The organism is Actinomadura sp. GTD37 (assembly GCF_041951365.1).
In the GTDB taxonomy this organism is placed as follows: Bacteria; Actinomycetota; Actinomycetes; order Streptosporangiales; family Streptosporangiaceae; genus Spirillospora.
The window spans coordinates 52,518-64,762 of record NZ_JBGNUS010000016.1 but is presented as its reverse complement, the minus strand read 5'-3'; the positions used below and the strand labels follow the sequence as shown (position 1 = coordinate 64,762).

Annotated in this window: 10 protein-coding genes and 1 pseudogene; 6 read left to right on the top strand and 5 right to left on the bottom strand. The window is 71.4% G+C overall.

Features of this window, described 5'->3' with window-relative positions; all coding sequences use genetic code 11:
- Positions 1-79 precede the first annotated feature (79 nt).
- A complete protein-coding gene (locus tag ACA511_RS40155) occupies positions 80-742 on the bottom strand; it encodes a hypothetical protein (protein ID WP_375030000.1) in 663 nt (220 codons plus the stop codon).
- Between the two features lie 731 nt (positions 743-1,473).
- Positions 1,474-1,779, bottom strand: a pseudogene (locus ACA511_RS40150) (pentapeptide repeat-containing protein); the annotation flags it as partial.
- A gap of 685 nt (positions 1,780-2,464) precedes the next feature.
- Between ACA511_RS40150 and ACA511_RS40145 the strand changes: the two are divergent.
- Positions 2,465-3,559, top strand: a complete 1,095-nt coding sequence (locus tag ACA511_RS40145) for a winged helix DNA-binding domain-containing protein (protein ID WP_375029999.1) — start codon at positions 2,465-2,467, stop codon at positions 3,557-3,559.
- 12 nt (positions 3,560-3,571) lie between these two features.
- On the opposite strand, the gene ACA511_RS40140 is transcribed toward ACA511_RS40145, so the two are convergent.
- Positions 3,572-5,095: a long-chain-fatty-acid--CoA ligase gene (locus ACA511_RS40140; RefSeq protein WP_375029998.1), complete on the bottom strand. Its 1,524-nt coding sequence runs from the start codon at positions 5,093-5,095 to the stop codon at positions 3,572-3,574.
- Positions 5,096-5,347: 252 nt separating this feature from the next.
- Here ACA511_RS40140 and ACA511_RS40135 point away from each other — a divergent pair, with 252 nt between their 5' ends.
- Both ACA511_RS40135 and ACA511_RS40130 read left to right on the top strand, forming a co-directional pair.
- Positions 5,348-5,620 (top strand): hypothetical protein, encoded by a 273-nt coding sequence (locus ACA511_RS40135; RefSeq protein ID WP_375029997.1) that lies wholly within the window; start codon positions 5,348-5,350, stop codon positions 5,618-5,620.
- A 147-nt stretch (positions 5,621-5,767) separates the two neighbouring features.
- Positions 5,768-7,072: a DUF2786 domain-containing protein gene (locus tag ACA511_RS40130; protein ID WP_375029996.1), complete on the top strand. Its 1,305-nt coding sequence runs from the start codon at positions 5,768-5,770 to the stop codon at positions 7,070-7,072.
- Between the two features lie 84 nt (positions 7,073-7,156).
- Here ACA511_RS40130 and ACA511_RS40125 read toward each other — a convergent pair whose 3' ends face one another.
- Both ACA511_RS40125 and ACA511_RS40120 read right to left on the bottom strand, forming a co-directional pair.
- On the bottom strand, positions 7,157-7,369 hold the full coding sequence (locus ACA511_RS40125) for a helix-turn-helix domain-containing protein (RefSeq protein WP_176196825.1): 213 nt from the start codon (positions 7,367-7,369) through the stop codon (positions 7,157-7,159).
- 368 nt (positions 7,370-7,737) lie between these two features.
- Complete coding sequence (locus tag ACA511_RS40120) at positions 7,738-8,685, bottom strand: class II glutamine amidotransferase (protein WP_375030028.1); 948 nt, start codon at positions 8,683-8,685, stop codon at positions 7,738-7,740.
- A gap of 181 nt (positions 8,686-8,866) precedes the next feature.
- On the opposite strand from ACA511_RS40120, the gene ACA511_RS40115 reads away from it, so the two are divergent.
- From ACA511_RS40115 to ACA511_RS40105, 3 genes are all read left to right on the top strand, one after another.
- Complete coding sequence (locus tag ACA511_RS40115; RefSeq protein WP_375029995.1) at positions 8,867-9,400, top strand: 2,4'-dihydroxyacetophenone dioxygenase family protein; 534 nt, start codon at positions 8,867-8,869, stop codon at positions 9,398-9,400.
- Between the two features lie 64 nt (positions 9,401-9,464).
- On the top strand, positions 9,465-10,394 hold the full coding sequence (locus ACA511_RS40110) for a helix-turn-helix domain-containing protein (protein ID WP_375029994.1): 930 nt from the start codon (positions 9,465-9,467) through the stop codon (positions 10,392-10,394).
- 82 nt (positions 10,395-10,476) lie between these two features.
- Entirely contained in the window at positions 10,477-11,433 is a 957-nt protein-coding gene (locus ACA511_RS40105) for a hypothetical protein (RefSeq protein ID WP_375029993.1), read from the top strand.
- Positions 11,434-12,245 lie beyond the last annotated feature (812 nt).

The following is a 12,245-nucleotide window of genomic DNA, read 5'->3' as shown; positions in this document are numbered from 1 at the left end:
CGGCGGTCGTGAGCGGACTCACATTCCTTTCTGTGAGCCATTTCACGGGCCGCCGGCGTGCGGCCTCATTTCTTTTCGATCAGGAACCGAAAGGCTTGGGCGCGCCCTTGCTGCCGGCGCCCTTGCCCCAGGAGAGGACCTCCCACTTGACGCCGTTCAGGTGGCCTTCGCCCGTGCCGGCGTTGTACTTGCTCTTCGGCTTCTCGCCGTCCAGCAGGTAGCGGAAGGTGTAGGTGTCGAGGTCGAGCATGACGCCCCGGTGCGAGGGCTTGCCCGGCCCGCGGTCGCCGACGAAGCCGGTGACGCTGCGGCCGTCGTAGCTGACCTTGACCTTGGTGTGCATGGGCCAGCTCGGGCTGGCGAACAGGCCCTTCTGCATCGGCTTGCCGCCGGCGGGAGCGCCGGTGTCGCCGTTCACGCCCGACCCGTCGTCCCAGAAGTAGGACGCCTTGGTCTTGCCGCTGAGCAGGGCCTCGCGGTCCTTCTTCTCGCGCTTGACGTCGTTCTTGGAGCCGGCCTCGGAACCGGCCTTCGAACCGGTCTCGGCCTCGCTCTTCGCACCGCCGGCCAGGCCGGCCTTCGGGGAGGTCTTGTGCTCCTGCGCGGCCACGGCCTGCTGTGACAGGAACTGCTTGTCCGGAGCGGAGTCGTCACTGGCCGCGGCGACGCCGGCCACCAGCATGCCCGCGAGGGCGGTACCGGTGACACCGGTCAGGACGACGTTGATCGCTCGCTGCTGCATGGATTTCCTTCGTTCGGGGTACAGGGCTGCCGCTCCGCGCCGGTCGGCGATGTGCCGTTTCCGGGCAGGGGAGAGCGGTTTCCGAGACTCGGGACTCGGGAGATGCCGCCGCGGGGAAGGACCCGCTTGGAACGGTCCACGGGCATGGCGGACCGCACCCGTGGCGAAAGGTGCACGACCGTTGCCGGGCGTGCGTGTGCACGGGCTTCGATGAAGCGGAGAGAGCGCCGACCGGGGGCTCATGGGCCCGACACGGTGCGCGCGGCCGGTGCATGGTACGGCTGCGGCTCGGCGCGATGATCCCGCCTGGCGGGCGGGAAGCGACGGCTTATGCGATTGGCCGGGTCAAGGGTTCTTTGACCCGAACCTGCGGTTGACTATATACGGCAATACCGTACTTTCGCCAAACCACGGTTTTCTTTACCTTTGCCCAGGTAGATCTTTTTCTCGGAGACCGGGCCGGAGCGCCTTTCCCTTCGGGCTTCCGGGCCTTCCGCCCCGCAGAAAACGATCTTTATGTTCGCCCGGCGGCGCCCGGCGCGAGCGCGCCGGGTCGTGCCGGTATCGGGCAAAGGATCGGGTTCGCTGAACCAGTGGCGGTCACAGCATCACCACGACAGCGTAAAGAACACCGGGACCGCAACGGGCATTCCAGCAGACGTCCCAGGGAAGGTAAAGCCTCGGCCGCGGGGGCGCTGCCGCGGCCGGACGGCCGCGCAGACCGCGCGCCGTCAGGGGTTCCGGGCCGCCGGCCCGGCCGGGCCCGAGGGCATGGAGCGGCACAGGAACGGCCCGGTGCACGGGCCGTGGGTGCCGCTCGGGCGGGTCAGCGCGTCGGGTAGACCGTCGGTATCAGCGGGACCGGCCCGGTGCCGCCGTTGAAGACCGGGGGGCCCGGCTGCGGCGGGACGAACGGCGCCTCGGTGTAGGCGGGCGCCGGATAGGCCGGTTCCGGGTAGGCGGGCGCCGGATAGGCGGACTCCGGGTACACGGGCTCCCCGTAGACGGGCTCCGGGTAGCCGGGGCCCGGGTAGGCGGGCTCTCCGTAGCCGGGCTCCGCGTAGCCGGGCTCCCCGTACGGGCCTGCCGCCGCCACGATGGGCCCCTGCGCCGCAGGGACGGCCTGGGCCGCGGGCGAGGAGCCATGGGAGCCGTCGGCCCGGCGGGGCTCGGCTCCGGGAACACCGCCCGGCCCCGCGCGGCGCTCGGCCAGCACGGCCATGAGCGCGTGGGCGGTCTCGGCGTCCATCTTCAGCAGGACGCTCGGCATCCCGGACTGGTCGACGAACGGGGAGACCGAGGGGGCGGCCGGCAGCTGCGGAAGTGTCGCCCGCATCTCCTCGCGGAGATCCTGGGCCAACCGCAGCGCCTGTCGGTCACTGTCGCTCAAGTGTGCGTTCATCGCGATCTCCGGGGAGTTCACGTGCGGGGGTCCGGGATCATCCTGCTAGGGATGGCGTGCAGGTGCAAGGGCTGATGCACGTGCATTTCAAGAAATATCACCCCGTAACCCTCGTCCCGGTCGATCGTTCCAGGGTCACTCCGTGCCGCGCTTTCCGGGCGTCCAGAACGGCTTGACCAGCACGGATCTTCGGCCGTGAGGCCGCGGAGTCCGCGGCGGAGGCGTCCCCGCGATGGCGCCGGAGTCCGAGGGGCGGTCGATCCTCCGGGAGGACGCGCGCCCGGGGGCCGTCCCGGCTCGGTTACCGGCATCCTGGACACATGGTCGAAACCCTGAGCGTCCGGGCCCTGAACCGGGCCACACTGGCACGGCAGCTGCTGCTCGCGCGGGAGGCGATCCCGGTCGCCGAGGCGGTGGGGCGCCTCGGCGGGATGCAGGCGCAGGAGCCCAAGCCCCCCTTCCTGGGGCTCTGGGCGCGGCTGGACGGCTTCCAGCCGTCCGACCTGCACGCGGCCTTGCGGGACCGGTCGGTCGTCCGCGCCACGATGATGCGGGCCACACTGCACCTGATGACCGGAGCCGACTACACGGCGTTCCGGACGGCCATACAGCCGATGCTCGACGGCGCCTTGCGCGTCCTGGGCGACCGCGCCAAGGGCATGGACCTGCGGGAGGTCGTCCCGGCGGCGCGCTCGCTCCTCGACGCGGGGCCCCGGACGTTCAACGAGGTGCGCGCGCTGCTCCAGGAGCGGTTCCCCGACGTCAACGACCGCGCCCTCGGCTATGCCGTCCGGCTGTGCGTGCCCTTGGTGATGGTTCCCACACAGGACAGGTGGGGGTTCCCGCGTGCGGCGCAGTTCACCCTCGCCGGGCCCTGGCTCGGGAGCGAGCCCTCGGACGCTCCGGCGGTGGACGAACTGATGCTCCATTACCTGGCGGCCTATGGACCGGCCTCTGCGGCGGACGCCCAGACATGGTCCGGGCTGCCGTCCGCCGGCGAGGCGCTGGAGCGCCTGCGCCCGTCCCTCAGGATCTTCGCCGACGACAAGGGCCGGGAGCTGTTCGATCTGCCGGACGCTCCCCGTCCCGCGGAGGACGTCCCGGCGCCGGCGCGGTTCCTGCCCGAGTTCGACAGCCTCGTCCTGGCGCACGCCGACCGCAGGCGCGTCATCGCCGACGCCCACAGGCCCCGGCTGACCACCAAGAACCTGCGCGTCCGCGCCGTGTTCCTCTGGAACGGCTTCGCGGGCGGCATCTGGGACACCGAGTACAAGCGCAAGGTCGCCACCCTGAGGATGCGCCCTTTCGAGCCCCTCCCCAAGGCGGCCGTCGATGAGCTGACCACCGAAGGGGAGGCGCTCCTACGCTTCCTGGAACCCGACGCAAAGGAGACAGCGGTCACCGTCGAGGTCTAGGCGGACGCGGGCTCAGGCGATCGTGCGGCCCAGTCCCTCCCAGTAGGGGGCGCGGAGGTCCTTCTTGAGGATCTTGCCGCTGGGGTTGCGCGGCAGCTCGTCCACGAAGTCGACGGAGCGGGGGCGCTTGAACCCCGCGAGCCGCTCGCGCGCATGGGCGATGACCTCGTCCTCGGTCAGCTCGGCGCCCGGCGCGAGGACCACCACGGCCTTGACCGTCTCGCCCCAGCGCTCGTCCGGGACGCCGATGACGGCCACGTCCGCGATGGCGGGGTGGGAGGCGAGGACCTCCTCGACCTCGATCGGGTACACGTTCTCCGCACCGGTGACGATCATGTCCTTGATCCGGTCGGTGAGGAACAGGTAGCCCTCGGCGTCGACGTGGCCGGCGTCGCCCGTGCGGAGCCAGCCGTCCCCGGCGAGGAGCCGGGCCGTCTCCTCCGGGCGGTTCCAGTAGCCGGGCGTGTTCTGCGACGAGCGGGTCAGCACCTCGCCGACCTCCCCGGGGGCGCGCTCGGCGTCCCCGCCCGGCTCGACGATCTTCACCTCGACCCAGTCGTAGGGGCGTCCGGCCGAGCGCATCAGATGGGCGCGCGGCCCGCCCGGGTCGTGGTCCCCGGGTTCGAGCTGGACGATCGCGCCCGTCGTCTCCGTCATCCCGTAGAGCTGGAAGAGCGGCGCCCGGAAGGTGTCGAGGGCGCGGCGCAGCACCTCCGAGGTGATCGGGGACGCGCCGTAGGTGATCGCGCGCAGCGCCGAGTAGTCGCGTCCGGCCGCGCCCGGCACCTGGCACATGAACTGCAGGACGGCCGGCACGATGAACGCGTTCGTGATCCGCTCCCGCTCGAACGTGTCGACCAGCGCGGCGGGGTCGATGTCGCGGACGAGAACCTGCCGGCAGCCCGCGTACATCCCGGCCAGCGCCCAGCCGGAGCCGCCGATGTGGAACAGCGGCATCGGGACGAGGCTCACCGACGAGCCGTCCAGCCCCCAGCGGCGGGCCATCCGCTCCCCCACCTCGAAGTTGGCGTTGCTGAGCTGGACGCCCTTCGGCACCCCGGTCGTGCCGGAGGTGTAGAGCTGCATGACGATGTCGTCCGGCTCCCCCACGAAGCCGGGGTCGTCGGCGGGGTGATCGGCGAGCCATCTCTCGTGCTCGTCGCCGGTCAGGACGACCCGGCCGGGAAGGCCGCCGGCGAGGTCCGCGAACTCGGCGTCCAGCACGGTCACCGGCGCGCCCGCGTCCGCGACGATCGCGGCGATCTCGGCGGGGGTGAGCCGCCAGTTCACCGGGGCGGTCACGGCGCCGATCTTCGCGGCGCCGAACAGCAGGTCGAAGAACTCGGGGGCGTTCTTGCCGACGTAGGCGACCCGCGAGCCGGGGCCGAGCCCGGCCGCCAGCAGGGCCCGCGCCGTCCGGCTGGAGCGCTCGTCGAGCTCGGCGTAGCTCACGGTTCGCCCGTCGCCGGTGACGGCGGGCGCCGCCCCCCGGTCGCGGGCATGGTCACGGACGATGGACACGACCCGGTACTCCACGCCGACCCCTCCCGAATCCCGTTCGGTTCTGTGCGGCCGACCCTACCGATCCGGGCGCCGCCCGCGAAAGCACTGGCCCGCGCGCACATGCGGTCATGACGCTGCGAGCGTGGACAACTTCGAATAGTGATCAATCCGATACCTGGACTGGTTGAAAGATCCACCAATTGGGCGGAAGCTGTGGCGGACGTCTGGAATGCCCCGCCCGTTCCTTCCGCCCCGTTCCTTCCAACCGCCGACAGGACACGACCAATGTTCGAGATCTGGGAGACGAGCGAGCCGGCGCGGCTCATCAGCGACGCGGGGAGCTTGAAAGTGGCACTGGAGAAGGTCGACACGATGTGCCGGCTCCGGCACGACCAGGCCGTCGCCCACGTCGGGGACGCCCGCGACGGCTACCATTTCGAGATCAGGGACCACGCGGGCAAGGCCCTCGCACGGCTCAGCTACGTCCCCGACACGTCCCGCGCCTATCAGAGCGTCGTGGTGGACGAGATGAGGGGCGACAGGCACGCCGGCCCCTGATCCGTCCGCTGCTCACTCGCTCGCTCGGCGAGGCCCCGGTCCCTTGCGGCCGGGGCCTTCGCATGTGCCCGGCGCGTCTTCTCGCCCTGATGGCCGGGCCGGTCCGCGCCGGATGGCAGGATGCTTCGTGCCCTGTGATGCCGGACGGTGGGAGTGGCGGTGTGGAAGTCGCGGCGTTCTGGATCGCCGGAACCTCCGGAGCCTCCCGCGGACGCCGCCGCCGCGCTCGCCGACGAGGCCGTGAGGTCGCTGGCGTCCGGTGACGGCCCGGCGTTCCGCCGCCTCCTGATCGAGCTCGCGGACGGTCCGCACGCCCCGGTGCTCGTCGACCGGTGCCTCCGCGCACGGCTGCGGCGCGGGGTCGCCTCGGCCTGGAACCGGGGCTGGCAGCCGGCCGACGTGATCCGCTTCGCGTCCCGGCGGCGCACCGCCCGGCACGCCCGCCTGGCGGCGGACGCGATCGCCGACGAGATGCGCGCCTACTCCCCCGCCACCGTGGACGGCCGATGGAGGGAGCAGCTCGCCTCCCTCGAAGCCGCCGTCTGGTGGGCCGGCGACGACTCGCACGCGACCGAGTGGTGCGCCCGCGAGAACGTGGACCGCGCCGCCTACGTCACAACCGCACTCGAACTGGCCCACCTCCTGGAAACCCTCCCGAAGCTCCCGCGTCTGAGCCCGCCCCCAGGCACGTCCCCTCGCCCCTCCTCCGCGGATGACTCGCGCCGCGCTGCGGGGGGCGTTGATGAGCGCGTGCTGGGCAAGGTCCGGGCACTGCTCGCCAAGGCGGAATCGACCGAGTTTCCCGAGGAGGCGGAGGCGCTCAGCGCGCGCGCCCAGGAGTTGATGGCGCGGCACAGCATCGACCATGCGCTGCTGGCCGCGGAGAGGGGCGACGCGGGGGCGCCGGCCGGGCGGCGCATCGCGGTGGACAATCCCTACGACGCGCCGAAGGCGGTCCTGCTCACGGTCGTGGCCGACGCGAACCGCTGCCGGGCGATCTGGCATCGGGAGCTGGGCTTCTGCACGGTCCTCGGGTTTCCGGCCGAGCTGGCGGCCGTGGAGATGCTGTTCACCTCGCTGCTCGTCCAGGCGACGTCCGCCATGGTGCACGCGGGCCCGCGGCGGGACGCGCGGGGACGGTCACGGACGAGGTCGTTCCGGCACGCCTTCCTCAACGCCTACGCCTCCCGCATCGGGGAGCGGCTGCGCGAGGCAGCGGGCGGGGCGGAGGACAGGGCGGCCGCGGACGCCGGCGGGAAGGATCTTCTTCCCGTGCTGGCGGCGCGCGACCGGGCCGTAGAGCGGGCCGTCGACACGATGTTCCCGAACCTCGCCAAGGGACGGGCGGGTTCGGTCTCCAACTATGAGGGCTGGGTGGCCGGGCGGGCGGCCGCCGACCTGGCCAGCCTGAACGGGCGCTCCGAGGTCACCGGGGCGTTCCGCCGTTCGTAGCGCACGGGGTCCCCCCGGGGGGCGAGGGGGACGTCCGGTCATGTGCTCGCTTCTTCCTTGTCTTCCGGTGGAGGTGGGAGCGGGTCAGGCCTTCTTGCGCCGGGTGTTGCCGCCCCGGCCGCGCAGCGGCACCCCCGCCTCCTTCAGGACGTTGTAGATGAACCCGTACGACCGGCCCGTCTCGGCGGCCAGGTCGCGGATGCTCTCGCCGGCCGCGTAACGCGGGGCGAGCTCGGCGGCGAGCTGCGTGCGTTCGGCACCGGTGACACGGGTGCCCCTCGAAAGTGTTCGAGCCACGGGGACCTCCTGTTCCAAGGCTGGGCGGCGGGGCCGTCCCCGCAGCTCACAGCAGTGTTGATCTCCCCAACGTACACATTCCCCCTGATTACGCCGTCGATGCCGCGCGAATCACCGCGAATTCGGCCGAAGCTGGTCTTTTCCATGGTGAACGGCGTGTCGGATCTAGACAGACGGGCTCTGAGCTGCCGACGGCGTCCGTTCCGCACGACCATCGTCCGCAACGGCCTCCGGACCGGAACCCGCCCCCCGCTCCACCCCCGGCACGCGGCTCACCCACCGCCGGAACCGCACGCCCGCAGGGATCTCCGCCCATGACGGGCCCCGCCGAGACCCTGGTTTCCACGCTGACTGCGCGTCCGCAGGGCTCAGAGCAGGCCCCCTGCCGCCCCGGCCAGTCCGGAACCGGCGACCGCGGCTCCGACGGCACTCGGCAATCCGGAGTCCGCGGCCGCGGAACCGGTGCTCGTGCGGGTCGAGGCGGGGGTGGGCGCGGTGGTCTGGGAGGCGGCTTCGCGGGTGGTCAGCTCCGAGCGGCGCAGCGGATGCCGGGGCGGCTCGAACGGGAACAGCGACGTCTCGGCGAGGCCGTCGACGACCAGCAGCTCGCCGGGGTCGAGCGGGCGCCAGCCGGGGTGGTCGTCCATCGGCTCACTGGCGAGGACGACCGCCGGAACAGGGCCGGTGCCGTGGGCGGAGCGTCCGGGCCCGCTCGCACCGCCCCGCTCCGGTGACAGGACCCAGAGCTCGTTGCTCTCCGGATAGCGCAGCGCCCAGAGCCGCCCGGCCTCGGCGACCAGGAGGTTCAGGGCGAACACCGGCAGTTCCCCGCCGATGCGGCGCACCGCTTCGACGATCCCGGCCGTCGTGTCGCCGCGGCGCCGGATCTCGGCGGTCAGGTAGGCGAACACCAGCTCCGAATCGGTCTCGCCCGAGACGTGGGCGCGTTCGACGTCCGTGAGCCATGTCCGGAGCGCGACGAGCCCCTTCACGACGCCGTTGTGGGCGAACAACCGGTCGTTCATCACGAAGGGATGGCAGTTGTGCACCGTCAGCCCGCCCACGGACGCGTCGCGCACGTGCGACACGAACGTGTGGGACGGGATGTTGCGGGCGTGGAGGTCGAAGTCGGCGTTCTCGAAGGCGGCCAGGGGCGCCCGGTCGCGGACGGGCTCGCCGCCGAGCGAGAACCATCCGAGCCCCGCGCCGTGCTGCATCCGGTGACTCTGCGCGCGCAGGCTCCGGGGCGCGTCCAGCAGCCAGTAGTCCGCCCTGACGCGGAGGCCGCCAGTGCTCATCCCGAAAAGTCGGCACATATTCGTCGCCCTTCCCATGATCTTAACTGTGGGTGACGGCGATTTTACCGAACGTCGCGGCGGGCGTCCGGCGAACGCGCCGTGTCCCCGACAGGCAAGCCGGGACGTCCGGCATGGAGAAGGCGCGGCCGGACGTGCGCAGTTCACTGCTGGTCAAGGGACCGACCAGCTGGAGGATGCCATGCCGGAGGACGCGACCACCGAGTTCTGGAAGAACCTGAAGCCGATCCAGAACTCGCAGAAGCCGGACGCACTGCCCGAGGTGTGCCTGTCGAAGGTCGCCACCGACGACGACCGCTACTACGTGCCGTTCACCGAGACCGTCGGCTCACGCCCTCTCTGGATCAACGTCAAGGACAACTCCTGGGCCGACGTCCTGCGGGCCACCAGTGCCGGTCTCGTGAACAGGCACTACCACCCCCACGAGGTGTTCGCGTACACCATCTCCGGCAAGTGGGGCTACCTGGAACGTCCGTGGACCGCGACCGCGGGCGGCTTCGTCTACGAGGCGCCGGGGGAAGGCCACACGCTCGTCGCCTACGACAGCGATGAGCCCATGAAGACGATGTTCATCGTGAAGGGCCCGCTCATCTGGCTGGACGAGAACGGCGACGCGGAGGGGTATTTCGACGTCCACGACTACATCGCGATGTGCCGCGAGCACCACGACAGGGTCGGCCTGGGGTCCGACTACGTCGACTCCCTCTTCCGCTGAGGGACGGTGGTTAGACTCGGCCTCCCCACCTGCGAGACCACGCCGGGAGGTCGGGACGGCGGCCGTGCTGGAGTCGCGCGTATCGACCGAGGACGTCCCGCCGGGCGACCGGATCTCGTACTGGGAGGAGTACGACGCGCGTGCGCTGGTCGGGCTGGCCTGCTCCTCCTACGCGGACGGCGGCCTTCTGGCACGGCAGACCAACCTGCGAGGCGGCGGGCTTCGCTTGGCCGACATCCAGGGGAACGAACACGTCATAGAACGCACGCCTGGCATCTGCCGTGACTTCCCCAAGGAATCCGTGTTCGCCAGCCTCGTCCTCAAGGGCGAAGCCGTCTTCTTCCACTCGGGTGGCTGCCTGACGGTCGGGCCGGGAGACATCGTCCTCTACGACACGGCCCGTCCGTACCTGTTCGGCTTCTCCACCCCCATGCGGAAACTCTTGCTGGACGTCCCGCGCGAGGTGTTCGCGGAGCGTTTCCGTTCCTCGCTCCTGCCTGCGCCCGTCGCCCTCAGCGCGTCCCGTACCTCGCCGGCCTCGCGGACGCTCCGGTCGCTCCTCCACAACCTCGCCTCGGGCGGGGGCCCCGACCACGCCGAGGACCTGGCGCTCGAACTCCTCGGCCTGCTCGCAGCAGAGCGGGCCGGTGACCGCCCCGCCTCCCCCACCCGCCTGCTCCACCTGCTCGTGGCGAAGGACTACATCGACCGGCATCTGCACGACCCGGGGTTGAGCGCCCGACGCGTGGCGTCCGCTTTGGGGATCTCCGTCCGGCATCTCAGCCGCGTCTTCGAACCGGAGGGCCTCACCCCCGCCCGCTACGTCCTGGACCGCCTTCTCACGAGGGCGAACGCGGAGCTGGCCGACCCGGAATCGGCCCGGACGACCGTCGCCGAGATCGCGCACCGCCACGGGTTCGCCAGCCAGGCCCACTTCACCCGCGTCTTCCGCGAGCGCTTCGGCCGCACTCCCGGCGCCGCCCGGCCCCGCTGAATTATCCACAGAATGCCGTTCTAGTGATCCGGGTGCGGGCGGCCGCGCATGCTGGCCGTGTCCGTCCTGGAAGGAGCGGCCGATGGCCACGATCACGTTCCCGGTCCCGGCGACCACGACCTCGCGGTTCGCCGTCGCCTCCGACACCGTCCCGCACGACCTCGCGGGCCTTCTGCAACGGGCCGCGTCCGGCCCGTACCACGCCCACATCGCCGGTCGGCTTGGCTCGTCCCAGCTGCGGGTCGCCCGGGAAGACCTCGCGAACCTGCGGTGGGATCCGGGCGGCGTCCGCGCGGCCGGCCCGGAGGACCGGCCGGCCGCGCTGGCCTTCAACGACGCCTCGGAGTTCGCCGTCGTCACCGCATTCGCGCCCGTCACCGACCAGCCTCGCAGCGCCCAGGTCGCCCGCGCGGCCGCCTACACCATCGCCGAGGCCACCGGCGGCGTCATCGCCGACCTCGTCACCGGTCACGTCCTCGGCCCGTCCACCGCCGAGCGGACCCGCTTCGTCCTCGCCGACCGCTGGCTGGGCGACGTCCTGCCGCCCTTCCGCGCCAACGGCCGCTGCACGGCCCCCGACCCGGGCCTCGACCCCGAGGGCGTCAACGGCTGCGCCTGCGTCCGCCTCCGCACCCGCGGCCTGCGCCGCTTCGGCCTCCCCGAACTGCAGATCACCGACGTCGCCTGCCCGCACGACCTGGCCGCCCTGAACGTCCTGCGCACCACGGCCCGCCGCCTCCTGACCGAGCACTGGTCCTGGCTCGCCACGGGCCCGGCCGGCGGCACCCGGACGATCTCCGCCGCTCTCGGCCTCACCCGCCGCGACTTCAACGACTTCTGGGGGACCACGCGCCGTGTCGCCCTCAACCCGCCGTCCCCCTTCCAGGTCGCCCTCTCCCCGCTGACGTCCCGCCTCCTCTCCGTCGGCCCGCCCGATGACTTCGGCGGCACGGTCAACGACTGGCTCTGCGGCGACACACTCCCACTGGGCATGTACGACATCCTGAAATCCCCGGCCGACCCCCCATTCGCCGCCTAACCGGCCGACTCACCTCACGCAACCTCGTGGCGGCCCGTTGCCTGTGGCCCGTCCACTCGCCGCCAAATCGAACTCAGACGGCCTCAACCTCACGAAGCCCCGCAGAGCGCGGACGGCTTCCCGAGAAACGGAGCACCTACCGATCAAGGAGCAGAAGCCCAATGACCAGACCTCCGCTGCCCGCGAGCCCTTCGGGGCCCTGCCGAGACGGCTTCGATCGCGATGACGGACGAGCGTTGATCCCGACGTAATGGGCCCGCCGCATGCCCCCAAAGCCTCAACCCCCCGCCGCCAAGGCCCAGAGGAGCGGCCCAGCGCTAGATGTACTGACCCCAGAGGTTGTGGACGTGGCGACTCGCTGATGATCTTGGCGTGCGGGAGGGCCTCCGGGGTCGATGTGGATTGCGAGATCTACACCCAGCCCCCAGGAGGCCCTCATGCCTCACGGTAACGCCCCGCTGACCGAGACCGGCAGGCTCCACCTGGCCCACTGCGTGGCCGAGGACGGCTGGCCGCTGCGGCGGCCGCGAACGCCTTGAAGCAGGTGGCAACCGGCCGGCGGCTTCCGACCCAGCGAGCTACGCGAAGCACGCCAACCGACTCCACCTGGAACAGGGGTCAACCAATCCATCCATCGGGACCAATGACGCCTCCCCGGGTTGTACACGAGAGCGAGATGGCGGGTCGGTCAGGCGACGAACGCCGATGGACGTCAAAAGGTCACCTCGAAGGCCGACGACGTGGACGGAGGGAGTTCAGGCAACCCGCAGAATTCGGTGGATTGAGGATTGCCGACTCGGGACCTCACTCGA

Coding starts and splice junctions, on each gene's coding strand:
- ACA511_RS40155 (WP_375030000.1), bottom strand. CDS start 742: ATGCAGCAGCGAGCGATCAACGTCGTCCTGACCGGTGTCACCGGTACC.
- ACA511_RS40145 (WP_375029999.1), top strand. CDS start 2,465: ATGGTCGAAACCCTGAGCGTCCGGGCCCTGAACCGGGCCACACTGGCA.
- ACA511_RS40135 (WP_375029997.1), top strand. CDS start 5,348: ATGTTCGAGATCTGGGAGACGAGCGAGCCGGCGCGGCTCATCAGCGAC.
- ACA511_RS40120 (WP_375030028.1), bottom strand. CDS start 8,685: ATGTGCCGACTTTTCGGGATGAGCACTGGCGGCCTCCGCGTCAGGGCG.
- ACA511_RS40115 (WP_375029995.1), top strand. CDS start 8,867: ATGCCGGAGGACGCGACCACCGAGTTCTGGAAGAACCTGAAGCCGATC.
- ACA511_RS40105 (WP_375029993.1), top strand. CDS start 10,477: ATGGCCACGATCACGTTCCCGGTCCCGGCGACCACGACCTCGCGGTTC.